The sequence below is a fragment of the Paenibacillus luteus genome (assembly GCF_006542765.1).
Classification (GTDB): domain Bacteria; phylum Bacillota; class Bacilli; order Paenibacillales; family Paenibacillaceae; genus Pristimantibacillus; species Pristimantibacillus luteus.
Genome location: NZ_SKCD01000043.1, coordinates 13,334 through 37,201 on the forward strand (window position 1 = coordinate 13,334; position 23,868 = coordinate 37,201).

A 23,868-nucleotide genomic window follows, 5' to 3' on the forward strand; every position below is an offset into this window, starting at 1 on the left:
CTGATTTATTGTCCAAATATCAATGGAGGGATCACATTGATTCAAATCAAGAGATGTGGCTATAATGTCACGCATGAAGAAGGGTTCATCGTCGACCGCCCCGAAGGCTCCGGAGACTATTTATTTTTACTGTTCCGCAGCAAAATGGAAATCGAATCACAAGGAAAATTAATGATTACAGAGCAAAATAGCTACATCCTGTTTGGCAAAGGCAGCAGACAATACTATAAAGTCATCGAGAAACCGATGGTTCATGATTGGTTCCACTTCGATTCCGACGAAATGAACGAGCTTTTCCAGCAGCTCCAACTGCCGCTTAATACGGTCATGACGGCTCATGATCCCTTTTATATTTCCAGAAAAATAAGCGAGCTGCAAAGCGAGCATGTCCATAACGGCCCTTACATGCGCGAGATTATGGATGCTACCGTGCGATGTCTGTTTATGAAATTAAGCGAAATGCACAGCCGAATCGACACCAACCATCATATCAGCAAGCATTATGATCAATTTATTAATCTTCGCAATGTGATCTATAATACACCTTCGATTTCGTATTCGATCGATGAGCTTGCGGCAAACATGAATATGAGCCGATCGCATTTTCAACAGCTGTACAAAGAGATATTTGGCGTGTCCGTTATTAATGACGTCATTCACAATCGACTCGAATATGCGCTGCATCAATTAGAAAATTCCACTCATGATATTAAGACGATCGCAGAGCTTTGCGGATATGACAACGAGGTTCACTTCATGAGACAATTCAAGAAGAGCGTGCACTTGACGCCTACCGAATATCGCCGTAAATATCGATCATCCGCAACGTAATCCTTATCTTAACGGATAAGCTAGCCTTTGACCGATCCTACAAGAACGCCTTTAACAAAAAACTTCTGTGCGAATGGGTACATAATAATCATTGGAATTGAAGCAATAACCATCGCTGCGAGCTCAATCGTCTGTGCTGTCACCGGCCCTTGTCCTTGCGTACCGTTCAACAGCGAGGATACGGCCAGATTCGTACCCTGCATACTCATCATATTTTCAACCGCACGATTAGATTGAATTAATCTTAGAATCATATATTGCAGCGTCTGCAAGTCGTTCGATTGCGTGAAGTATAACGTCGTGCCATAATCGTTCCAGACGCCAACAGCCGTGAACACGCCTAATGCGGCAAGCACCGGCTTGGACAGGGGGACAACGATTTGTAGAAATATTCGAAACTCACTTGCCCCGTCTAACTTAGCCGATTCGAAGAGCGCTTCAGGCAGCGCCTTGTAATTAGCGTTAAATATAATAACGTTCCAGAATCCCGCAAATAGCGAGGGCAGAATATAGACAAGATAATGATCATACAGCCCTAGCCAATTCATCAGCATAAAGGAAGGAATAATCCCGCCACTGAAATACATGCTCATAAAGCCGATAATGACATAAAATCTCTTCCCTCTCAAATACGTTCTGGAAAAAGCATAAGCGAACATCGCCGTATATAAGATAGATACTGTTGTTACAATAATGGTACGAGAAGCTGTAATCCACAGCGCCTTCATGATCCCGGGATCGGATAGGACTGCCGACCAGCTTCCCCATGTAAACTCACGCGGCAGCAAAAAGACGGGGCCTCGCGCAAGGTCGGCGCCACTGTTCAATGAGCTTATTAACGAAAACCAAAACGGATATAACGTGACAACCATCAGGATAATCATGATTACGACGGTTGTTAGAGTAAATATGCGCTCACCTGCCGTTTTTCCTCCAACCATGCAGCTCTCTCCTCAAAACAACCCTGTTTTTGTTAGTTTTCTCGACAATGTATTCGCGCCAACGAGCAGCAACAATGCAAACACGGTCTTCAATAAGCCGATGGCCGTAGCCGATGCGAATTGGAACTGCAGCAAACCAGTCTGGTAGACGTACGTATCGATAACTTGGCTCATCGGCAAATTAAGCGGGTTTTGCAGTACAAAAATTTGCGTAAAGTTGTTATTCAACATACCGCTCACAGCAAATATGATCAACACCATCATGGTAGGTAATATTCCTGGAATGGTGATATGGAACATCCGTTTGATGCGTCCGGCCCCGTCGATCGCGGCAGCTTCGTATAAGCTTTGATCAACTCCCGCCATTGCGGCCAAATAAAGAATAGCTCCCCAGCCAATATCCTTCAGCAGCCCCGTTCCGATCGCAACACCCCAAAAGTATTTGGGATCAGCCAAAAATTGAATCGGCTTGTCGATCAAATTCAGCTCCATAAGCAGAACGTTGACAATACCTGTAGAGTTAAGCAGCGTAATGAATAAGCCACCGAAAATAACCCAAGAAAGAAAATGTGGAAGATACGTCACGGTCTGAACGAACGATTTGAACTTGTGATGCTTGATTTCATTAAGCAATAAGGCAAATATTACGGTTACAGGAATGCCAATCAAAGCACTCAAAAGATTGATACCTAACGTATTTCTGACCATTGGCCAAAATTGAAAGTTAGTAAAAAGCCGGGTGAAATGTTGAAAATCATTCCATTCGCTTGTGAAAATCCCTTTGATTCCCATGATCGGCTCAAAGTTTTTGAAAGCCATCAACAAACCGAATAAAGGCGTAAAATCAAATATGAAAATAAACAATACAGCAGGCAACAACATGATTAAAAGTTCGAATTGCGTCCGAAAGTCATAACCTAATCGAAAGCCCTTCCTTTTTTGCGACGACATTGCTGTCCCTCCATCCTACACAGTCGATGCCAAAGAACGCCTTGCTCAAAGGCGCACTTTGACACCTCAATCCTGTTAATCAGCGATTATGAATTAATTCCCTTTACGTTAACGCCGTACTCAGTGTTTTTCTCTTGTACATATTTATTGCGTTCCTTGTCAAGCTCCTCGATGCCGAGCTTCTTCAATTGAACGATCATTTCGTCGTAAAGCTTAGTAAAATCTGCGTCGTTCTTCGCCATGATGGTTTTAGCGATTTGCGCCTCCTTATAAGCCTTCATTTGCAGCTCATCATTTGCGAATTTGCTGTTAGGATCGAACAAATCACTAGGCAAGTTAAAGGCTGCGTTATTGTATATTTCAGTTTCTTCTGACTTGCCGAAAGCCGCTTGAACGCGGTTTGCTGTAACTGCCTGCTTATCCGTCTCCTCGGTTGGCGCTTGTTGAGCACCGTAGGAGAATGACGTATGGTGGAATGGCCAGAATGCGCTAACTCCCGTTGTCATATATTGCTCGGCATCCTTCAAGCCTTGCTCCGTCTTCACGAGTTGACCGTTGCCGTCGAGCGTGTAATGAATGCCTTCGAAGCCGTAAATATGCAACAGCATGCCTTCCTTGCTGCTCATGAAACTAAGCCACTTCGCAAGTTTTTCCGGTTCCTTGGTTGATTTTGAAATAAATGTCTTCATCCAGCCGCCACCTGCACGTTTGTTTTTACCGAGTGTGGGCTTGGCACCCGCATCCGATAAGACCGCACCCGAGGAGGTCCAGTAATCATTCACCTGGAATGAAGTATTGGCGGTATTGCCAATGAAGGTAAATACACGACCTGAGGCAATGTCAGCCTTAACTGCCGCGTTGTCGACTGTCATCTGTCCCGGTTCAAAGAAGCCTCCCTTTTGCGCTTTATAAAGGAAGTTAAGCGCCTCCTTCGTCTCAGGTGCAAGCAGTTTATCGCGGTAATTTCCGTCCTTATCCACAGGCATTGCGCCAAATGAATCCTGCAGGAAGCTTAGCGTCGAATCTTGGAAGCCTTTCCCATCTACAAGCAGAGGGATGACTGGTGCCCCGTCAACCTTCAAATCAAGTTCCTTGACCTTCTGATAAGCCGCAAGCAAGCCTTCTTCCGTTTTAATATCATCGAGCGTTAGACCCGCTTCTGTCAGAAGCTTTTCATTTACCAGCAATCCGTTATTGGATCCATAATCGACCAAGTCTACGTAGAATTGACCAGTAGGCGGATAAACCGCTCGTGCATCCTCGGAATCGATATGGCTTGGAAAAGCATAGAAGCCGCCGTCGCGCTGAATAATCGTCTCTTTCACGTCTGCCGGGAAGTCACTAAGCAGATGGGATTCTGGATCGTACTTTTTTAGAAATTCATCGAGTTCCCAGACTTTATCTGCTTCAATCAGTTTCTTCACGATTACGTCGTTAGTTACCGTAACCACATCCGGAAAGTCACTGCCGGATACAAGCATCAGATTCAGCTTCGTGTCGCCATCCTGAGCCGGAATGTTGAACTCGAACGTCAGTCCTGTTTTCTCCGTTATAGCCCCTTGAACCGTCTTCGGATCCGTACTCCACGTTGTCGGCGGATTCCAGAAGTCGATAGTCGAGAACCAAACCGCTTTACTTGCCGCCGCTGTTCCACCATCGTTTGTTGTGCTTCCTTTGTTTTCGCCTTTAGAATTGTTAGCGGTTTCATTGTTCCCATTGGAACTGCAGCCCGCAAACAACATCGAAACCACTACTAATGCAATCAACACTAACTTCCCCTTCATGATTGAAACGACCTCCCCTATTTCAAAATCTGTTTGTTCGAACACCTTTATCATAACGCCAGCTCTCGAAGCGTTACATGTTCCCCGTTCGTAATTTTGGTGTTCCGTTCGCAGATTCCTGTTAGAGCTTGCGATACTTGCTGGGTGTAATACCGAATTGTTTCTTGAATAGCTTGTTGAAATGAAAATAATCTTTGTACCCTACCTGCTGTACGATATCATGAATCGATAAAGAAGGATCACCGAGCAGTTCCTTAGCCATCGTCATTCTTTTGTTCATCATATAGTCTGAATAAGTCATCCCTGTCTCTTTTTTAATGAGTGTGCTTAAGTAACCGATGCTTATCTTGAAATGCTTGGCAATGGCGCTAAGCAATAGATCTTCGGTATACTGGCTGTCGATATATTCGAGCATTTTTTCAACCTGTACATTATGAATATGAATTTCGTCCTCAGTCAACAGATCAAAGAAAGCTTTGATTCGATTGAAGAGATTCTCGGCAGAGCTGTAATTACGGGAAATATGCTCATAATGAAGATGTTCGATCTCCGCTATTCGTAAACCGCCATGATATTTATAAATGATCGATACGATCTGGTTGTAAATCATAGCGATCTGGTCGATATACAGACTCTGCTCCCTGCATTCCGCACATAGACGATCCAGCAAGCTGACGGTCTGTTCACGCGATTGCTCTTTGATGCTTACTTCGAGATTAAGCATTCCCTTCCTTATCAGCGTCGACAATTCGGATGGTTTATACGTAAGCATCTGAGCGCCTTGGTGAAAAGCAGCCGTGCATACCGCAATATCAGACTCCTGATAGAGCCTAGCGATAGGCGAGGTTGATTGGCCACGACTGCTAATACCGATATACTGAGCATCAAGCAAATATTCGGTCATATAATTCAAAAACTGCAGCGGGTATTTACTTTCGTCGTAATTAAGCAGAATAGACTGCTTATGCAGACCAGTTCGGACTTTGACGGCAATGACCCCTTCAAGCTCGAAAGATCCATCTTTCGGAAAGCTCGCCTCCGGCGGCTGCCAAGAATAGAGACAGTTCAGAAAACGATAATCAGGATACGGCGTCTCTACCCCTTTATTCGCCAAAATAGTTCCGATCATCATCGTATTGTCCGGCTCCAGCCATTCGAACAATTCATCAAGAAACTGATCTATTCCGCTGCCTGTTTTCTGCTCTTCTTGCAGCTGTACGGTTAATCTTTCTACCGATTCTGTCAGCTTAATTTTGTCGACTTGCTTCAATAAATAATCAAATGCACCTAGGCGCAGTGCCTTCTGTGCATATTCAAAGTCCGCGTAGCCGCTAATGAGAATAACCTTTGTCTCAAGCTGCAGCAGATTGATCTTCTCCAGTAGTTCAATACCATCGAGTCCATGCATGCGGATATCAGAAATGATGAGCTCTGGCTTCTTCTCCTTGATCATCTGCAGAGCGGTCAGTCCGTCATGTGCTTCCCCGATGACATTGTATCCCAGGTTTGCCCAATCGATCACATGGGTTATCCCGTAAGCCACCCATGGCTCGTCGTCAACGATTAATACGTTATACATGTCTGTCCTCCGTTTCTTTCAACTGCTTGTCCGCCGAAAATGTGATGTTAACGGTTGTTCCAACATTTTTGGTGCTTTCTATTTCCATATCCGCCTGGTCGCCATAGAAAAGCTTAATTCTTCGATATACATTAGCAAGACCAATTCCGTTATTTCCGATATTCGTCAAGAAGCCGGGCACTTCGAATGAATGCAAGCAATCCTTAAGCTCAAGCAATCTGTCCTCATTCATCCCTAGACCGTTATCGCTAATTGAGAAGCGGACACGCTTGTCAACTGTACGGCCTATGTGTACGGTTACCGTTCCCGGATCAATCTTTCTCTCCAGACCGTGGAAAACGGCGTTCTCGACGATGGGTTGAAGCAGCATCTTCAGTGTCTGTTCGGCAAGCAACTCTCCTTCTGCATGAATGACTATCTGTATTTTCCCTCTAAACCGAAAGTCGATAATGGCCGCATATTCCTTGAGATGAGTAATCTCATCCTGTATGGTGACGATATTATCTCCCTTAACGGAATAGCGGAACATATTCGACAAAGCTGCGGAGATATCCGCAATATCATCCGCCTTATAATAAAATGCCATCGCACGGATGCATTCCAACGTGTTGTACAAAAAGTGTGGATTAATCTGATTGCGATAAGCTGCAATTTCCATCTGCTTCTTCACAATTTCCGATTCATACATCTGCTTTTGGGCAATTTGGACATCACTGCTGAGCGCATCGATATCATCCAACATCTTGTTCAAGTTGTCGGCAAGCACGCCGATCTCGTTATGATAAACAATCGTGAACCGATTTTGTCCACCGCTCTTCGTATACGACTTAACGAAATCGAGCAGCGACTTGACCGGCTTCAAGATACGTCCATAGAAAATAAGCAGAAATAAACAGAAGATCGAGAAAATAATGAAGTAAGTCGCAATATTAAGCCGCTTCACGGTATCGAGCTCCTGCAGCAGCTCGTTTCTAGGAATGACACTAACGATCTTCCAGCCGGTATAGGAGAGTTCAATTTCTTGAACGATGTAACGGCTGTCCTTACGCCAATTATCGATGTCGAAAACGGATAAGACATTCTCTACGTTCGTACTCGAGATCACCTTTTTGGTATCATCAAGCAGCAACAGCTTGGCATTTGGTGTTATCTTAGACTTGCTCAATATCGTATTAAAATTAGTGACGTCCATAATAAACAGCGACATGCCGCGATAATCCTTTAGCACATAGTTGTTCTGCAAATTATAGATCGGAACGGCAATCGTATAGTAAAGGCCTCCTGATGAATTTTTCATAATGCCTGAATATTCGATATCCTCTACTTGACGAACAGCAAGCGGTTCGATTGCTCTTCCCTCACTCGCGATCATTTCGCCTTCATTATCGTAAATTTGGATGCCGCGCATATTCTCCTTCAAGGCAAGCGTGCTAGAAAATTGCGCTGAAATATCCTTGTTCATCAGGATACGCGATAATATTTCATTCGTCCCCAAATACGACTGAATCGTCGGGCTGTACAGCAGCGAATACGATATGCCATCCATATCCTTGTAGAAGCTCGTTATCGTTTCCTCGACCTGCAGCATAATTTTTGTAGCCGATTCCGTGACCTTCTGCTCGATGGTGCTTTTCGCGATCGAGTTGGAGATGATGAATGAAATAAGTAAAATAATAAGCATGATGAGGATCAAATAAACGATTTGCTTAATAAGACTTATTTTGCGAAAATGACCGACCAAATGCGATCCTCCTCCTTCCAGATGATTAATCCTATAAAACGAATGAATTCACCATTAATATTAGGAGTGAACTCGTGAAAGCGCAATCTAAATTACTCGTGGTTGCTCCGTCACCTAAGCTCCTCCTTTGCATGGGAACAAAAAAAAGACTGCCCTCGTGAGCAGCCCGCCTTGCTTCTTAGATTTTAACCTTTCACCAAATCCCGTAATTTGTTTGCTTCTGTTATAGGAATTTCATAGCCCTCATGGGTATTTGCAAGGTCCACCAATAACCCCTTCATTTCTCTATCTGTACCTAAAGAAAGATGATATTTTTTTGTTATTTGATTCTGAAATGTAATGCTCAACGTATATTCTGCTCCATAATTGAGAATCCCCTGCATTTTCCCTGCACTTTCTACTGCCGTTTTGAAAACTTCAAATGATTCGAGATCACTAAATTTCTGATCTGAGCATTCATTAGTGCCGGTATGTGCTATACAGACTAGATCAATTAGAACCTCGTTGTAGGTTAGACTAGCTTCCTGGCTCTTCTCATTGCATCCAAGAATAAATAATAAAAGAGATGCCAAAACGAAGACAAGTAAATATTTTTTTACAATAATCACCTCCTACAAAGCCTCTAACCAATAGACGTAAATGGTATAAAAAGGTTACCTCTAATATAATATCTCCTACTTAAGAATCATTCGTAGCTCGGCCTGCTTTCACATGTTTAAGCTGGGCAACGATGATGACGCTGATGATGACCAGCAGGAACCACGAGCTGATCTTACTAAAACCAACCAAATGCCAGGTCTGGTGCTGGTCAGGATATTTCCAAGCATCAAAGAAAGTAGCTATATTCTCAGCTAACCAGATGAAGAATCCAACAATGATAAAAGCAAGTGTTAAGGGCATTCGATAAGTTATGGTCCTTACCCTATAGATGATTTTTGTTTTCCCGAAGACAATAAATACAAGCGCCGTCAACCACCAGCGAAAATCGGGAATAAAATGATGAGTGAAAAAGTTTAAATAAATGGCTCCACCTAGCAGTGCTGAAGAGGTAAGCCCAGGCCAGCCGGTCATATCCATTCGTAGTCTCCGCCACACTTGACACATAAAGCTTGCTACACTTGCATACATAAATCCACTATAGAGCGGGACACCCAGCACTTTCGAATACCCGAGCTCAGGATATGACCAAGATCCCATCCATACCTTATAAATTTCCAGCACCAAACCAATAAGATGAAAGATACAGATGACTTTGATTTCATCCCTTGTTTCTAACCCGTTCTTGTACATGAGGTATTGTACTCCAAGCAAAATAATAAGAATGGCATCATAACGAGGAATGAAAGGCAATTCGATTTGGCTAGAAAGAGCTAAAGTTCCAAAAATAGCAACAGGAAAAATGCAGCTCATTGCCTGATGATAACCAAAATGCAGTAGCTGTATGATAGGTTTCAATGGTGTTTATCTCCCCCGTGCCCTAATTCATTCTTCAAATCGAATATCTTTCACTAATAATAAAGGTGTATGGGTTGAGGAAAAAGAGAAATTAGCTTTTGTTGATTTTCATGTTTTCAGATTCTTTCAATAAAAATAGCAGGCTGCCGCAGCGCCTGCTATCTTCATTCAGAAAATCATACTTTATCAACAAAAAATAAAACAGTGCCATAATATTTCATAAATCTTTTGTAATCGGCATTGCCTTTCAAAACAATGATGGTTGGATGAGCATTTACTTTTCGTTGTTTTAACGCGGCCAATAGCTCGTTCTGTACGATGCAATAAAATTTGCCTTCTTCATATTGAATGAGAAGCGGTGGAAGCACCGCTATTGGATCATCAGCTTCATCTAAATGGCTTACTCCACTCTCGATTCCCGCACACTGAATAAGACGTAATGGGAACATTACGATGCCAAAGTATAGATGATCTTCTTTCATGAACTCATGTAAAATAGGAGATGCCTTTCGAGTAAGCAGCAGATAGCATTGAATCCATTCCTCGAACATTCCGGCATTCGCATATTGTACAGCTGATTCTAATACCGGGGCATACGTTAAATGCTTTTCATTTTTCTTTGAATAGATGATTTTTTTAATGGAATCAAGGGATAAGAAGTATTCATCCGCAAGCTCCGAAACCGTCCTCCCGTGAGCGTACATATTGCGAATCATTACGTTGCGCCTCTGCAATTGATCCCGGTAACCGGTGGTTTCTCCCCAAGCCTTTTTTTCATCACCAGAAGGAATATAAAGAAGTTTCCCTGCCGCGTATTTCTGAAGTTGTTTCAATAGTTCCTCGGGCAACACATCGCTGGCATTTTCATATTTCATACCATCACCATCTATATCGCATATAGTCGATCTTTTAGTTCACGGATTGATTTCATGATAGACAAACAGGATTCCTTATCGTCAATTGACGCATGCCAGCGTAGGCCATCGATCCCTTTATAATAAGCCATACATAAGTACCTTTCTTTAAAATCTGGAATAATGATGTCCCTTTTCTTGCAGTACTCCACCAACAATTCCGGTACGTTTAAATAAGGCTTATTTAAATCCATGATGGCAAAATCCAATAGAAAATCGCTAATGCCGGATCTGCTCCAGTCAGGGAAACCAACACTAGTCTTGCCATCTGTAATCATATTGATAAAAAACGTATTATTGTAAACCAAATAACGATGTCCTTCACAATAACGAATTCTATCCTCCATTTCCTTAAAATATGTTTCAAAAAACTCTCGCTCGAGAACCGTCGTTTCGAACATTTCTTTCCAATTGTACCAATAGCCTTCTTTATCTTCTGCAAAGGTATCGATTAGATACTCTCTGCAGCTTCCATATTCCGTTTTACAATTCTCATCAAACTCACCATATCCCGCTACTCCCGCAATATCTGACGAGCTAATATCTAAAATATGGTCAAAAAACAACTCATGAACATCCTCAAACTGTTTTGGGCTTAATTGATCTGCAACAAATCCACTCGGAGTCATCCGTACCTTCTCAGAAAGCAACGATTTAATGATATTGTCCTTGTTCATCTTTTTATCTCCTTTTCCATTTTCAAGTCATCGTGACATCAGCTGCGCATCTGATAAATAAAGCATATCACTTGAAATGTAGAGGTTATAGGCCATGAATATCTTAAATCAACTTTACATACCGGTTAAATCTCAATAGGAAGATATCCAGAGAATCTCGTGAAATATAGCTTACCATTACTAAATTCAACTTATATCTGTTCCGCAATACTTGAACCTCATCCCCTTGCGCTCTGTAACACTCTATTCGGTATAATCTTTAAAGTAATCGATGAAATATCCATCCGATTCCCAATAATCACCACCATCTAGAAAAATATCTTCAATTTCGCGTTTGGGTTTGCCGCAATTTGTTAGCAGCCACTCCTTCATATAATCAATGCTTTTATTTTCATCATCCCAAAAAAAATCCATAATAGCTGATTCCCTCACTCCACTATCAGGAACATAGATAGCAAAAGTCGAATTGAAATATCGAGTTAACTCATACGCTACATTTCTCAAATGACCCCTGAAGTCAATTTCCGAATCATTTAATATAAAAGTAAGCCAGCGAGTAAAATGATCGATCTTACATACATGTTCTGAGAAAGTGAATTTGAGGCAGCAAGGTCCGTAAAGGCATATTTCATCTCCTAGAACCTCTGTATTCACTTCCCACTTCTTATTCACATCATTAGGGTTATATTTTAACAGTTCTTCTATGAAAACTGTTATGTACTTAAAGCTACCTGTATTTAACTGCTGAGACATCTGGATTAAATCATTTTTGTTCAATTGATGTCCTATGTAACAAACGAAATCCATCCCCATGATCTAGATCACCACTTCCATACGGCTTTATATACGAAAAAGAGACAGGTCAGCAACATGCTAACTGTCTCCGCAACATTCGAATTGAACAAGTCCCCGAGCCCACCCTCACCTAAACCATATATCAGCACGTGGTAGTTACATTAAACAACATACAGCCTTGTTACATGCTAAAGCGCACTCTTGTTACATTATTGGGCTAATTCGTTATGTTTTGTAAATATGGCCCGGCATTTACATCAAGGTCCAACTACCCGTTGGGGGGTTGTGCTCGCTTATATGATTTCGGCTACCAACTTGTTTAACTATCCAGTAAATCCGTGCTCCAATTCTTCTCTTGTATCTTAAAGTCCAGCTCACGGTATTTCCTTGACAGCTCGTCAACCTCTTTTTGAAGAACGGGGATCTCAATGGTGGTGTAAAATTTCACTTCTTGTCGACTGTATCGTTCCTGTTTAATGGAGGCTTCACTTAGCATCTCATTTATGATATTCCGATGCTGCATGATACGGTCACGTTCCGACAGCGCTTCTGCTAAGCTTATGCTGGTATCAAACGCACTTAAAGCATTCGTCTTATTAATCTTCTTCACCCAGACGGCCAAATCATCGAGCGTCCGCTTTAATTCATCCAACAGCTCGGTTGGCGATTCCGAAGGCTTCTCTCCTTCTTGAACCTTTATGACTCTTCCAAGACGCTGCTTGATCTGCGCCACCTTCCGTTGGCAGTCCGCTCGCAATACAAGCGCTTCCGCTAGTCTCATTGCTAATCCCCTCCGCTAAAGCATAATATACGCTAATAGGACACGCATACGAAAATAGAAATCAGTTACTCTGATACTAGCCTTCTTATTTAAATCTCAGTTAACCCTTGAAAAAACGATGGGTCGTCATGAACATTTTCGTATGAAATCCAATTATAATGAATGATTCCCAGCAGGTCTGCGATTAAAAAGGCAGGAGGCGTCTCAAGTGCAAACAATTCCTCTATGTCCTTGATTTCAAAAATGGATTCAAAGTTTTCTACAGCATTTCCTTGTTCCAAAATCAGTTTTGCGATCACGTTTACATCTAACTTTTCAGCTTTAATGACAAGATCGTCTTCCCATGCACAATTGAAATCAAATACGATTTGATTGCTATGATAGACGAGAAGTTCCCATCCATGATCTTCAGCGTACACATAATGAACAAGTGTGCCCCTATTTTGTTTCGTTACCTCTTCGTCAGCCGAGAAATCACCATCTGCGACTACAAAAGTCACCCAGCCGTTGGTAGGCTCAAATACATAGCCATGTTTGCCAGAGCGTTTTAGTAGTGTTATCACCTCTTCTTTGTCACTGGTGCGTAAATGATAGCTTTGACTAAACTCACTCATTCCATTTCCTCCTAGAGCCAATAGCTCATGATCTGAAATTTGTACAAATAGAGGACGATTAACTATTCCTTTAGCCCTAGCATTTGCAGTTCCCCGACTATAGTTCAAGAATACATAATTTGATAATTTATGTAAACTACTTTTGTTTGTCGCTTTAAATACCATCTGCCCCTATATTAATTGATTCACCTTGCGGTCTTGCTTGACCGTCAATGTCCAAGGTGTTGATGGTCCAACTATATGGACTACCCGCATCGATTGCTGGCGATGCAGCTTTAAGATGAAAATCATTTTTGGCTTGATCCACAAATTTGGGATCGGCAAAGATAGAGTGGCTATCATTTCCTGTACCGGCCAGGTACGCGGAGAAACCTACATACTCCTTGTTTTTCCAAATCCAAGTTGCTTTCGAAATGCCTCCTGCAGCGTAATAAAGATTGTAATCTATCTTATTTCCCGAATTTTTCTCCTGTTCGTTGTAGATAAAAACATTCGAAGAATCTGCAAAAATGATATTATTGGCGATTATATTATTTTTGGTATCGTACTGCAGCAGAATTTGACCACTACCGTCACTCAACGAGTTATTTTGATAAAGGGTATTGTTGATAATTTTGCAATTTACAGTTGCTCCCCGCTCACTATCGTAGCCGCCCATCGCTATTCCCGTATACCGATTGCTGTAGACGATATTGCTGCGCACGGTAATATCACTTGTCGCTTTCCCTGCATGCTCACTGGCAATTTCAATACCAATATCATTGTTGTAACTGTAATTACGCTCAATAATGCTGTCTTTCCCTCCATCAATATAAATGCCGCCAGCTGCGTTGCTATGGTTTGGAAGTGACTTACCGTAAGAAGGGTTAAAGTTAGAGGTGATGTTATACACTCTATTGCCGCTGACTAATCCGTTTCTCACTTGATCGTAAGTCGGATAGGGCGCTATGCCTTCGAAACCAATGAGATCGATACCAATATTGTCATTATCATGAATGAGATTGTTTGTAACAGAAAAAGTATCAACATTCCCATTTAAAACAAGGGACTCACTTGAACCAAGTACTAGGTTGTAAAGCTCATTACCATCTATCGTTACATGGTGCAAGGAGGCGGGTGCATCCGAACCATAAACAGCGATACCGTGGGCGTCTCGTCCAAGTAATTCTCTGCCGATTGGTTCAGCCGTATTTTTAATATCATGCACTTTGTTATTCAGTAACTTAATATAGCCTCCTGAGCCGTGAACATAAATGCCAATAGGCATTTGTTCATTTTGCGTTGCTATAAAATTACGAATTTCAAACCCTTTTATCGTGATATGGCTGGCAGATTCAATCTCAACAAGTCCTTGTTGTTCTGAGACAGTAAGCCCGCTTCCATCTATGATTGCCGTTTCTTCCGGAAAGCTTGCGAAAGTGATCGAACCACTACGGGCTGAGCCAGATCGGATTATTTTAAGCTTCTGCTTGTAAATCCCCCCTCTTACATACACCGTACTGCCCGGTTTTGCGACGTCTGCTGCATGCTGGAGAGTTTTCCAAGGATATTTTTTGGTGCCCGCGTTGTCATCGTTACCTCTAGAGTCTACATAGTAGATGGAAGTGACGGGAGTAGTAGAATGGGTACGCAATTGCCCCATCAAAATAAATACAGCTGCAACTGTTAGACCCAGAATGAATAATTTACTCATGGATTGCATGGAGATTGATCTGCCTTCCCAAAATGTTTTCCTTTCATTATACTACAGCCTTTCAGATAACAGCTCTTATCAGCCTTATTGTTTCAATATAAACACTACTTCAAAGAAACATCCGTTTTTGCAAAAGCTTCCTTTTCCAAACAGTCACTGGAGAATGAAAGAATCAAGCCAAGTATAATCAGGAGTGAATCTAGACTAGAAAGTACCTATTGTCTTTAGTATCATGGAATAAACAAGAATGAGTGAAGAAACTAGAAGAGAAATTAAGTTTATAGCTGGAGGAATCACGATGGTTTATGTAGCATTATTGAGAGGAATTAACGTTGGCGGCAATAATAAAATAGACATGAAGCAGCTCAAGGTTACTTTTGAAGAAGCTGGTTTGAATAAGGTTATGACCTACATCAATACTGGAAATATTATTTTTACGGATGATACCCGGTCAACAGAGCAGCTCTCTGAATTGCTGGAGGAGGCGATTCTCCGTGACTTTCGCTTATCCATCAAAGTGATGATCCGTTCACTAGAAGCCATTCAGACGATTATGGATGCCCTTCCCGCTACCTGGATGAATGATCCTAACATGAAAAGTGACGTGCTTTATTTATGGGATGATGTCAATGAGGAGTCTGTGCTGAAGAAGCTAATTATCAAACCCGATGTCGACCGCGTGATTTACGTCAACGGCGCTATCCTATGGTCATTTGACAGAGAACACGCAGGAAAAAGCGGCATGAACAAAATTATTGGTACTAAGCTCTACCAACGAGTAACGGTTCGGAACGTCAATACGGCGCGTAAAATATACGAGCTGATGAACGCAGTGGAGCATTAAGTTAATGAATATCATAATGGTTAACATTCTATCCATTAATGTCATTCGATAAATTTAGACAATCTCCAGTCACTTCCACATGCGCCACGCGCCGAAATATGTTTTAATATACCAAAGGAGTGTGATTCAATGGATATCAAATCATTTCTATATCCCAAGAATGAGGTCTCTTACCTCACGACATCTTCCAATATGAAAGAAGTCATGGATAAATTGGAGGCCAGCCACTATACAGCCATTCCAATCTTGGACGACAATGGCTTATATTTCGGAACGTTATCCGAAGGAGATTTGTTATGGAAGCTGAAGTCCACACCTGGCCTGACCTTCGATAACATGCATGAAATTCCTGTGATTTCCATCAAAAAACGGATGAAAGTCGAATGCGTCGAGATTAACGCCGATTTGGATGATATGCTGGCGCTGGCAGCCGATCAGAACTTCGTTCCGGTCGTAGACGCGAATCGCGTCTTCCTCGGCATTATTCGCCGCAAAGATATTATTGAATACTATACCCGTAATATTGCGGATTAGTTGGTAATACTTAATGTTGAGAATGAATAAGGCTGCCTTTCATTGGCAGCCTTATTCTTGTTATTCGTAAGCAGACAATTTTATTTTTTTACAGCTACCGGGATAGTTATGGTCTTGTCGTAGGTTTTAATATAGTGAAACCCTGCCGCCAATAGGCTCTCCGGCTCCTCGACTGTGTTAAACGAATACGTCTGCTCCCACATGATATTACCGTTTTTCAAATCCCATGGACGCGATGGGGAAATCGATGCTACGGGTACGACACGCTCACCAGCTTGAACGGATAAATGATCTGTTTCCAAAATTGTAAATTGTTTTCTCGCGATAACGATATCATACCCTGTATCGGTTTTTGTTACGCTGCGAATCCATAGCTTCTCATCTCCAATCTTGAAAGATAAGTCTGATGGTGAAGCAAGGGAAATAGGCTCTTCTATTTTCTGGTACCCTGTGAAATTTTCGAGTACGAGCTCAATGGTTTTCACCTCGTCTGTCGGAAGCACATCAAATTCAAGCTCGAAACCCGGCATGCCTTTATGCGCCGAACGGTCCGACTGCATACCCCATGATTTCACTTCTGTACCATTCACATATAGCTTTGTGCTGCCTGAAAATCTCGGATATCCCTGATCATCCATTTCATAATGCCCCTTCACGATGGTAGAGGTTGGCGAAGCCGTAATTGAGTCATAGTGGACTCTTCCCTCATCGACTGAAACGGATTTCGAAATATCCTCTTTCAGTATGCTTTTCATCGCTTTATTGGCTTCATATTTGAAGGAAATCGGATAGGATGCCTTTTCTCCACTTGCTAGCCACTCGCTGAATGTAACCGTTAGGGTTCGCGAGAATGGGCTGACCGTCTCAAATTTATATACGCCATCGAACCGCCTCTCGTCTTCGCTGTGATTGCCGCTTCCTTCTTTCGGGTCTGAATCCGTCAAAAATCCTTCCATTTGACCCACGCCGAAACGAAGCGAACCATTATCCGTAAATACGGAGCCGGACTGTCTATCAATGCTATAGTACATGAGCAAAGCGTTATCGTCCGCGATAACCCCGTTAATCGTAATGACAGTGCCATCATCAAGCGTCTCGCTTTTGTTGACGGTTTGTCCGTAGCCTTTCTCCGCGACTTCAGAGAAGCTCAGTGAGCTCAGCTCGATTTTATTAAACAGCTTCCCTCCGTAATACGCAAATGCAGGATATTGATAAGTTCCAACGACCAGCAGGAGAGCAGCAGCAGCTGAAGCCGTCCATATCCTCGCTCGATTTCTGTTTCTTTTCTTGGTCGGAACATATCCTAGTGCCTTTCGAAGTCGGCCCTCAAGTTCTGATGGAGCCTGCACGATAGTTAAGGTCTGTTTGTGCTCCTGTAATTTCTGCTCGATCGTTATCATAACGATCACCTCCGATCATTGTTTTCAATTTTTGAATGCCTTGCGAAATTCTTGATTTAATTGTGCCAACCGGTGCTTTGGTTATGTCCGCAATCGTCTGATACGAAAGATCATGCATGTAACGAAGCTCAATTGCTTCCCTCTGCCTTACATTCAGATGAGAGAGCAGCAGTTCCATGTCCATCTCAGACTCCGTGTGGCGATAAGGATTATCGTCAGTTAATGCAGCAAGTAATGGCTCCTCCTCGTCTCCCATCGGAAGATATCGTTCCTGTTTGCGAAGCAATGTTTTGCAGCGATTAACAAGAATCGTTTTGCTCCAGCTGTAGAAGGCTTCTGTCTTTTGCAATTGATCCAGCTTCTCATAAAGCGTAACAATCATATCTTCCATGGCATCCATTGCGTCATGTTCATTTCTCATATAGCTGTAGGCAAGACGATAATAAGCGTCCTGATCGGCTAGAATTAGTTGTAATAAAGCTTCCTTGTTGCCTTTTTGGGCTTGTTTGACAAGACGGCTTATATTCATGTTCTCACCCCTTTCATAGATAAGAGCTCGCAGAGGCAAATAAAGTTCATTTTGCGCAAAAAAAATCTCCACAACCAAGTCACAGGGAAGTTTCCCTATCCCTAGGAGGTTGCGGAGGTAGATAAATTATTGGGCAACGATAACAAAATTTCACAATCAATCAATCGTATAAATAACCCAATCTCCCTGATTGTTCTGTCCAAGAGCGTACATCATTTTGATATCCTCAATTGTCTGGAGACTTGTATCTAAACGTTGTCCGAGCACGGTAATGTGCAAATGATCGTTTTTCGGATTTGGCTCTATGCTCTCGATTTCTGTAAACCGATACTGGAATTGATCACCGTAATAATACTTCATAGCGTCTGCCAGTTTTTCAGACACAAAACCGGATTTATAATCGGTGTTGCTATGATCAACCAGTGATACGAGATTGTTTTCGAGTGCGGTAAGTACTGACGCCTTCTCATCCATCAACTGATCTTCGTAAGCTTTCAAATCGATGAACATTCCCGATTGAAAATTAGATATGTCCTCCTGTTTAGCCTTCGGATTTGCTTGTTCTTCTGGCTCTTTCTGTTCTGATTTTTTGTAATCTGATTCCATCTGTTTCAAATCATTTCCAGATGAGTTTACACCAATGTTCGATTCATTTGATTGTATCCCCTCTACTGCGCATGCAGACAAGAGGATGAAGCTTGCCAATAGGATGGAAGCCGCGGTCGTTTTAAACATGATATCACCCTTTTTTTAACAGATGATAGTAAGACGACAGTGCTTGTAGAAAAGTTGCGGCCGGTTAATGGTATCAAATGTAATCATTGTGGTTATTTATCCCAATAGGTAAAAAATAATTTCTTCATTCGTACTATTTAGAGACCTTGAGAGATCTTCGCGTTTTAAACGCAGTTGAAAATAATAAGCAGTACGATTATCCTGATATAAACGATTTTGCACTAGGCTCTTCTCGCACCTTAATCTACTTAAAATTCGTTCATAAAATGGACTCTCTGTCATGCTATCCACTGAGCCTATGTGAAATATCACCTTTAACTCCTTTTCAATCATGATAGAGATCAAAGTCATTTTTGAATTCATCGATTAAAGCTTTTCCTACGAGGCCGCTTGCACCTGATATAAGCATCTTTTGCATCATCATTTCTCCTCTAAAAATAGCGTCCACGACTTTGGTCTTGTTCCGCCACCTGCTGCAGTCCGTTCTAAATCGCTAAATTCTCCGGTACAGTATAGCCAAACCTTTTCGAGGAGCGATTGGCAATGAATTACGATCATAAAGTGTACAATGTTGAACGTCATTAAGCATTGGGATACGGAAAAGTAGCAGTGGGCTTCGAATACCGAGTATTTCAAGAACATGGACTGGGAGACGTTCCAGAAGGAATACCGCGACGCAATCGACTTTCGAAAAATGTTGCAGATGGTACCGGGGATTGGGGCAGTGGCAGGCGCTTGGGCAAATTACACTATTCTCTAGGAGCTTCGCGAATCGGCAATGAACGCTTATCGGTTGCGAAGATTGAACTTTGGTTAATCATTATCATGCTGTCCGTTCATTTAATAGATTCTAGGAGCAGCTATAGCAGCAAACTGCTCCTTCTTATGTTGAGTGATCGGAGCCAACTGCTCATAAAAATCCTCCGCGTCATTATATTTAGATTAAATTAGTTCAACAAATTTTGCTATGCTTGTATTGGGCTGCCAATCATAAAAGGTTCTATGTGAATGTGTACGTAGGAGATGTTGTGTACTTCATAAATACGTTTTTCGATATGTTCTGTAATTTCATGGCTTTCCCCTACATTTAATTGGTGGTCAACGGCAATTGTTACATCAACCAGTTTGTTATTCCCATGGATGCGCGCCTTTATATCAATGATTTTCTCTACACCTGGTGTCTCGAAAATTGTTTTTTTAATCGTTTGAAGTTCTTCGGGATCAAAACCGTCAGTAAGTGCATGGGAAGAATCTCGGAAAATATCCCATGCCGTTTTACAAATAATAATACCTACGATTAGAGCTGTAAGCGGATCAAGCCATGGCAAACCAAATTGCGCCCCCATGATGCCGACAAAAGCACCTATACTTACAAATGCATCCGAACGATTATCTTGTGCTGCCGCCATCATAGCATGACTGTTTATTTTTCTTGCTAGACGAATGTTATAGCGGTAAACAAAATAGATTGCAATGGCACAAAAAAGGGCTGTCCACGCTGCTATAATATCTGGTGATTCAATGGTCGGCACTCTAAATTTCATAACTGCCTGATACAAAACCTGTAAACCTACAGCAAACATTATAAAAGAGGCCATCAAGGCTGCTACCGTCTCAGCACGGAAATGTCCATAACGATGATTTTTGTCAGGTGGTTTACGAGATATTTTCAACCCTATTAATACAGCAATAGAAGCGACAATATCTGTAGAGTTATTCTGACCATCAGCAGATAATGCTTCAGAACCTGTAAGGTAACCAACCATTAGCTTTACCGTAGACAGAATAACATAAGCAATAATACTCAGCCATGCACCTTTTTCACCTAGCTTCATATCTTCATACGTATTTACCACCCAATTCACTCCAATCGGTTTTACATAACAAAATCCATGTTACTCGATAGAGAGTGTGTGGGTCTAGAGAAACAGTTTTGTCTTTGGTATCAAAAATAAGCTGAGTCAAACAGTATTGCAGAGACTCAACTTTTCAAGCGGAATGATTTAGCTTATCTGACAGTCTAATAAAAAGAACAGGCATCTCAGCACCTGCTCATCCTGCTATTATTTCCCTACCGTCTTTCATACTTTCTCCCGCTAGCCCAATAGCAAATGGTTAACGTCTTCATATAAAGATTACTTTAATTCATCGCGATAATCGTACCAAAAAACTCGACAGATTTTATTTCTTTATCATTAATAATGGGGGTAAATGGTTTCACGATCGTTATCGTGTTAGAGACTAAATCTCCTGAGGTCATCCCCTTAAACACAGCCGTTGTTTCCGAAGTTCCATCTTTGTAATGGATGGTGATCGGATAACTGTCCTCATACTCGTTTAACCCTATTTCTCGCCTGGCGAGGTTCGCCGCTTCAAAAATTTTTTTGGTATGCGCACTGTCTACTTTTATTGTAACGGAAATAGGCGAGATGGAAATGGATGATAATGTTGCTTCGTAGTTATATAATTCTATGCCCTGATTTATCTGATACGTTGTTGAAATATCCTTATAATCCAAATTGAAATTCATTTCCCATGAGCCAGAATTAATTTTTTTATATACATCGGGATAAACATCTGCCTCCTCTAAATTACTAACCAGTAATGTAACAGGACTTCCTGCGACGTCTTTAGTCAACGTTAGATAACTCATCATTAGACTAATTTTATTATCATTAGGATTCTCGTCGTCCAATAAGTCGAAATCGGTTGAACCGCTATATGAACTAAGTTTATCAAAACTTAAGAATGTCTCAAAACGATAGCGTTTTGCATCTAGAACTATACCTTCCGGCGCGGTGAAATCCATTAAGATATAAATCAAATGACTATCACCGATAATTTGCTTGACTTCAAGCGTTCCATTCTCGTTAGTCGCTTGCTTGTTCACCGCATGAGCGCCGTTTTCCAAATAAATCTGTTGCTCGCTATTCGCTGGGTTTAGAAAGTTCAAAAATTTCATATCCAGACCCATATAGCTGGCTGCAAAAGCGGTTGTCGTTAACAAACAGATCATGACCGTTGCTGCCAGCATCGCGGATCTTACATGTCTCCAGGATACAGGTATTCTTTTATTTATGGTTTCGGATTCTACTTTTATCATCATCTCATGCCATAATTTGTCCTTATGTTCCTTATTTGGTTTTATGGTTTCAAATGCTCCCTTGAATCGGTTTTCCATCCCTATATTCCCCTCCCAGTTCAGTCTTTAGGCGTGTGCGTCCTTTTGATAATTGCGTTTGCAATGTACTTTCTTTTCGATCCAATAGTTTTGCTATTTCTTTTACAGAATAATCCTCAACATAGTAAAGGTATAAAACCGTTCTATATTTCTCGGGAAGCCTAAGCAATTTCTCAAGGATATCTCTCTGCTGCTCATCGTTATCCCAGTGTGTTTTTTCCGGCAAAACGTCAATATCAACCCGGCGCGATCTCCACCAGCTTTTTAATACGTCTTTACACGTATTTTTGGTCGTCACAATAAGCCATGCTTTTTCATGCTCACGTTCATAAAAAGTTTTGTTGTGATTGAATAGCTTCAAAAATACCGATTGAACTGCATCATCCGCATCAGCCGTATTTTTCAAAAGGACGAAACATAATCTGTAAACCATATCAATATTCCGTTCATAAACTTCTGCAAACTCACTAACTGTGCGCGTTAAATCTTGATTGTCCACGTATTCACCTCCTACATATAACACGAACGATGTTTTAAAAATATCTTATACGAATGAAAATTTTGAAGTTATTGAAATTAATTCAATCCACAACCGCGCCCGCGTGCACGGTATGCACCTTTTCTCACCTCTAAGCAAAAACCCTCCGATTACTAGGAGGGTTAGAAGATTTCTTATTTAATTTTGCATGTTGACAATACTTTACTTGATTGTGTACTTGTTCTCAATGCTCTTCTATGTGAAGTCCTATATTCTAATTAATTAACAATCATCAGAGAAGACTCAATCCTTCAGTATCCAATTAACTTTAAAGGAAATTAATTACTCAATTTTAATACTACTGAAGCACAATCGACGCATCACCTTGCACCGCATCCCAGCCCACGGTAGCTCCGAGCGACTGCGACAGGAATCGCAGCGGAACGTAAGTCTTGCCATTCACATAGGTTGGTGCCGTGCTCATCAGCGTCGGTTTCCCATTCATGACTGCTGTCTTGCTATACACAGTAAGCTGAATGACCCGCTCCCCCCGGGTTGCCGTAATACGGCCATTGCTGTAATCCACCTTGGCACCGAATACCTCGAAAAGCTCCCTCATCGGGACAAGCAGTGATCCTTCACGCATGATTGGGGCCGATTCGAGCGGAAGGTTAGTACCGTTCCAAGTGACGGTCAGTTCATGCTGCACGGGCAGCACCTTGGGGGACGCATTTAGCGGGGTGTCTTTGCCGAAATTAATATTCATTCCGCCCCAAGACCAAACCCTACCGCTTGTATCCAGCGCCAAACCACTGTTGATCGGCCGCGCTACAGCTTTCACGATATTGCTCAGTCCATTCAGTTTAATTAAAGAGCTCGTATTGGTCGAATTCCATGCGGCTGTCCAGACCTCTCCTTTCGAATCGACCACGAGGCTGTGAAGCTGCTTCTCATACCCTGCATCGATGGAACGAAACGCAGTGTTTTTTGCAACCTGCTGCTTTTCACCACCAAAATAACCAAACCAAAGGCTGCCGTCCTCCGCGAGCACGAACATGGCGCCGCGATTCGTAAACATCGCGTTCTCCGATATAAAAGCCACTTTGCGGGTTTCTGGAAGTCGGTAGCTGTACGCGCCGGAGTGAACATTATCCCCGTAATAAAACTGCTCAATGAGACCATTCTTGCGGGCAAAAGCGAGATTCGTATTGATATCCGCGTCCACGATATCTTGTGCAATAAGAACGGGCTGGTCCAGAAGCGGATCCTGGGCCTCGTAATCAGAGTGTAAATGTCAACATAAACATGTACACTTTTGCTTGTTTAAGGATGTACAAAATCACTTGTCCTCTTGAACGAAATGATCCTTCAATCGGTACGATTCGCCTACAATAGTTACGACAGTTGCATG

23 protein-coding genes and 1 pseudogene are annotated in these 23,868 nt (G+C 42.0%); 4 read left to right on the plus strand and 20 right to left on the minus strand.

The window, feature by feature from the left end:
* Positions 1–36 precede the first annotated feature (36 nt).
* Positions 37–831 (plus strand): helix-turn-helix domain-containing protein, encoded by a 795-nt coding sequence (locus E0496_RS26010; protein WP_141504661.1) that lies wholly within the window; start codon positions 37–39, stop codon positions 829–831.
* 20 nt (positions 832–851) lie between these two features.
* On the opposite strand, the gene E0496_RS26015 is transcribed toward E0496_RS26010, so the two are convergent.
* The 13 genes from E0496_RS26015 to E0496_RS26075 form a co-directional block, all read right to left on the minus strand.
* Entirely contained in the window at positions 852–1,772 is a 921-nt protein-coding gene (locus E0496_RS26015; protein WP_141504662.1) for a carbohydrate ABC transporter permease, read from the minus strand.
* A 12-nt stretch (positions 1,773–1,784) separates the two neighbouring features.
* Entirely contained in the window at positions 1,785–2,723 is a 939-nt protein-coding gene (locus tag E0496_RS26020; RefSeq protein WP_141504663.1) for an ABC transporter permease, read from the minus strand.
* An 86-nt stretch (positions 2,724–2,809) separates the two neighbouring features.
* The gene (locus tag E0496_RS26025; protein WP_141504664.1) at positions 2,810–4,507 is read right to left on the minus strand and encodes a type 2 periplasmic-binding domain-containing protein; all 1,698 of its coding nucleotides are present in this window, start codon (positions 4,505–4,507) and stop codon (positions 2,810–2,812) included.
* 121 nt (positions 4,508–4,628) lie between these two features.
* Positions 4,629–6,086: a response regulator transcription factor gene (locus E0496_RS26030; RefSeq protein ID WP_141504665.1), complete on the minus strand. Its 1,458-nt coding sequence runs from the start codon at positions 6,084–6,086 to the stop codon at positions 4,629–4,631.
* Positions 6,079–7,827 (minus strand): sensor histidine kinase, encoded by a 1,749-nt coding sequence (locus E0496_RS26035; protein ID WP_141504666.1) that lies wholly within the window; start codon positions 7,825–7,827, stop codon positions 6,079–6,081. Before E0496_RS26035 ends, E0496_RS26030 begins: the two co-directional genes overlap by 8 nt.
* A gap of 185 nt (positions 7,828–8,012) precedes the next feature.
* The gene (locus E0496_RS26040) at positions 8,013–8,435 is read right to left on the minus strand and encodes a YhfM domain-containing protein (RefSeq protein WP_141504667.1); all 423 of its coding nucleotides are present in this window, start codon (positions 8,433–8,435) and stop codon (positions 8,013–8,015) included.
* Positions 8,436–8,505: 70 nt separating this feature from the next.
* A complete protein-coding gene (locus E0496_RS26045; RefSeq protein WP_141504668.1) occupies positions 8,506–9,282 on the minus strand; it encodes a DUF817 domain-containing protein in 777 nt (258 codons plus the stop codon).
* Between the two features lie 176 nt (positions 9,283–9,458).
* The gene (locus tag E0496_RS36700; RefSeq protein WP_241675000.1) at positions 9,459–10,157 is read right to left on the minus strand and encodes a CD3324 family protein; all 699 of its coding nucleotides are present in this window, start codon (positions 10,155–10,157) and stop codon (positions 9,459–9,461) included.
* Between the two features lie 11 nt (positions 10,158–10,168).
* Positions 10,169–10,873: a hypothetical protein gene (locus E0496_RS26055; protein ID WP_141504669.1), complete on the minus strand. Its 705-nt coding sequence runs from the start codon at positions 10,871–10,873 to the stop codon at positions 10,169–10,171.
* 243 nt (positions 10,874–11,116) lie between these two features.
* Positions 11,117–11,650 (minus strand): hypothetical protein, encoded by a 534-nt coding sequence (locus tag E0496_RS26060; RefSeq protein ID WP_206669867.1) that lies wholly within the window; start codon positions 11,648–11,650, stop codon positions 11,117–11,119.
* 337 nt (positions 11,651–11,987) lie between these two features.
* A complete protein-coding gene (locus tag E0496_RS26065) occupies positions 11,988–12,449 on the minus strand; it encodes a DIP1984 family protein (RefSeq protein ID WP_141504671.1) in 462 nt (153 codons plus the stop codon).
* An 89-nt stretch (positions 12,450–12,538) separates the two neighbouring features.
* Entirely contained in the window at positions 12,539–13,063 is a 525-nt protein-coding gene (locus tag E0496_RS26070; protein WP_141504672.1) for a hypothetical protein, read from the minus strand.
* Between the two features lie 154 nt (positions 13,064–13,217).
* Complete coding sequence (locus E0496_RS26075) at positions 13,218–14,765, minus strand: right-handed parallel beta-helix repeat-containing protein (protein WP_141504673.1); 1,548 nt, start codon at positions 14,763–14,765, stop codon at positions 13,218–13,220.
* Between the two features lie 289 nt (positions 14,766–15,054).
* Between E0496_RS26075 and E0496_RS26080 the strand changes: the two genes are divergently transcribed.
* Complete coding sequence (locus E0496_RS26080; RefSeq protein ID WP_141504674.1) at positions 15,055–15,600, plus strand: DUF1697 domain-containing protein; 546 nt, start codon at positions 15,055–15,057, stop codon at positions 15,598–15,600.
* A gap of 129 nt (positions 15,601–15,729) precedes the next feature.
* Positions 15,730–16,134 (plus strand): CBS domain-containing protein, encoded by a 405-nt coding sequence (locus E0496_RS26085; RefSeq protein ID WP_141504675.1) that lies wholly within the window; start codon positions 15,730–15,732, stop codon positions 16,132–16,134.
* Positions 16,135–16,214: 80 nt separating this feature from the next.
* Here E0496_RS26085 and E0496_RS26090 read toward each other — a convergent pair whose 3' ends face one another.
* The 3 genes from E0496_RS26090 to E0496_RS26100 form a co-directional block, all read right to left on the minus strand.
* Positions 16,215–17,534: a DUF4179 domain-containing protein gene (locus tag E0496_RS26090; protein ID WP_141504676.1), complete on the minus strand. Its 1,320-nt coding sequence runs from the start codon at positions 17,532–17,534 to the stop codon at positions 16,215–16,217.
* On the minus strand, positions 17,461–18,063 hold the full coding sequence (locus tag E0496_RS26095; RefSeq protein ID WP_141504677.1) for a sigma-70 family RNA polymerase sigma factor: 603 nt from the start codon (positions 18,061–18,063) through the stop codon (positions 17,461–17,463). The genes E0496_RS26090 and E0496_RS26095 overlap by 74 nt, the downstream gene beginning before the upstream one ends.
* A gap of 156 nt (positions 18,064–18,219) precedes the next feature.
* Positions 18,220–18,798, minus strand: a complete 579-nt coding sequence (locus E0496_RS26100; RefSeq protein WP_141504678.1) for a hypothetical protein — start codon at positions 18,796–18,798, stop codon at positions 18,220–18,222.
* Between the two features lie 634 nt (positions 18,799–19,432).
* On the opposite strand from E0496_RS26100, the pseudogene E0496_RS26105 reads away from it, so the two are divergent.
* A pseudogene (locus E0496_RS26105) lies at positions 19,433–19,558 on the plus strand (EcsC family protein); the annotation flags it as partial.
* 205 nt (positions 19,559–19,763) lie between these two features.
* Here E0496_RS26105 and E0496_RS26110 read toward each other — a convergent pair.
* From E0496_RS26110 to E0496_RS26125, 4 genes are all read right to left on the minus strand, one after another.
* Positions 19,764–20,633 carry a cation diffusion facilitator family transporter gene (locus tag E0496_RS26110; protein WP_141504684.1) on the minus strand — a complete coding sequence of 290 codons (870 nt, stop codon included), beginning with the start codon at positions 20,631–20,633 and terminating at the stop codon, positions 19,764–19,766.
* Between the two features lie 305 nt (positions 20,634–20,938).
* Positions 20,939–21,979, minus strand: a complete 1,041-nt coding sequence (locus tag E0496_RS26115) for a DUF4179 domain-containing protein (protein ID WP_141504680.1) — start codon at positions 21,977–21,979, stop codon at positions 20,939–20,941.
* The gene (locus tag E0496_RS26120; RefSeq protein ID WP_241675001.1) at positions 21,951–22,478 is read right to left on the minus strand and encodes an RNA polymerase sigma factor; all 528 of its coding nucleotides are present in this window, start codon (positions 22,476–22,478) and stop codon (positions 21,951–21,953) included. Before E0496_RS26120 ends, E0496_RS26115 begins: the two co-directional genes overlap by 29 nt.
* 337 nt (positions 22,479–22,815) lie before the next feature.
* On the minus strand, positions 22,816–23,682 hold the full coding sequence (locus E0496_RS26125) for a stalk domain-containing protein (protein ID WP_141504681.1): 867 nt from the start codon (positions 23,680–23,682) through the stop codon (positions 22,816–22,818).
* Positions 23,683–23,868 lie beyond the last annotated feature (186 nt).

Coding starts and splice junctions, on each gene's coding strand:
- E0496_RS26070 (WP_141504672.1), bottom strand. CDS start 13,063: ATGAGTGAGTTTAGTCAAAGCTATCATTTACGCACCAGTGACAAAGAA.
- E0496_RS36700 (WP_241675000.1), bottom strand. CDS start 10,157: ATGAAATATGAAAATGCCAGCGATGTGTTGCCCGAGGAACTATTGAAA.
- E0496_RS26095 (WP_141504677.1), bottom strand. CDS start 18,063: ATGAATATAAGCCGTCTTGTCAAACAAGCCCAAAAAGGCAACAAGGAA.
- E0496_RS26015 (WP_141504662.1), bottom strand. CDS start 1,772: ATGGTTGGAGGAAAAACGGCAGGTGAGCGCATATTTACTCTAACAACC.
- E0496_RS26030 (WP_141504665.1), bottom strand. CDS start 6,086: ATGTATAACGTATTAATCGTTGACGACGAGCCATGGGTGGCTTACGGG.
- E0496_RS26085 (WP_141504675.1), top strand. CDS start 15,730: ATGGATATCAAATCATTTCTATATCCCAAGAATGAGGTCTCTTACCTC.
- E0496_RS26020 (WP_141504663.1), bottom strand. CDS start 2,723: ATGTCGTCGCAAAAAAGGAAGGGCTTTCGATTAGGTTATGACTTTCGG.
- E0496_RS26115 (WP_141504680.1), bottom strand. CDS start 21,979: ATGGAAAACCGATTCAAGGGAGCATTTGAAACCATAAAACCAAATAAG.
- E0496_RS26025 (WP_141504664.1), bottom strand. CDS start 4,507: ATGAAGGGGAAGTTAGTGTTGATTGCATTAGTAGTGGTTTCGATGTTG.
- E0496_RS26075 (WP_141504673.1), bottom strand. CDS start 14,765: ATGCAATCCATGAGTAAATTATTCATTCTGGGTCTAACAGTTGCAGCT.
- E0496_RS26110 (WP_141504684.1), bottom strand. CDS start 20,633: ATGAAGCTAGGTGAAAAAGGTGCATGGCTGAGTATTATTGCTTATGTT.
- E0496_RS26080 (WP_141504674.1), top strand. CDS start 15,055: ATGGTTTATGTAGCATTATTGAGAGGAATTAACGTTGGCGGCAATAAT.
- E0496_RS26090 (WP_141504676.1), bottom strand. CDS start 17,534: ATGATAACGATCGAGCAGAAATTACAGGAGCACAAACAGACCTTAACT.
- E0496_RS26065 (WP_141504671.1), bottom strand. CDS start 12,449: ATGAGACTAGCGGAAGCGCTTGTATTGCGAGCGGACTGCCAACGGAAG.
- E0496_RS26055 (WP_141504669.1), bottom strand. CDS start 10,873: ATGAACAAGGACAATATCATTAAATCGTTGCTTTCTGAGAAGGTACGG.
- E0496_RS26100 (WP_141504678.1), bottom strand. CDS start 18,798: ATGTTTAAAACGACCGCGGCTTCCATCCTATTGGCAAGCTTCATCCTC.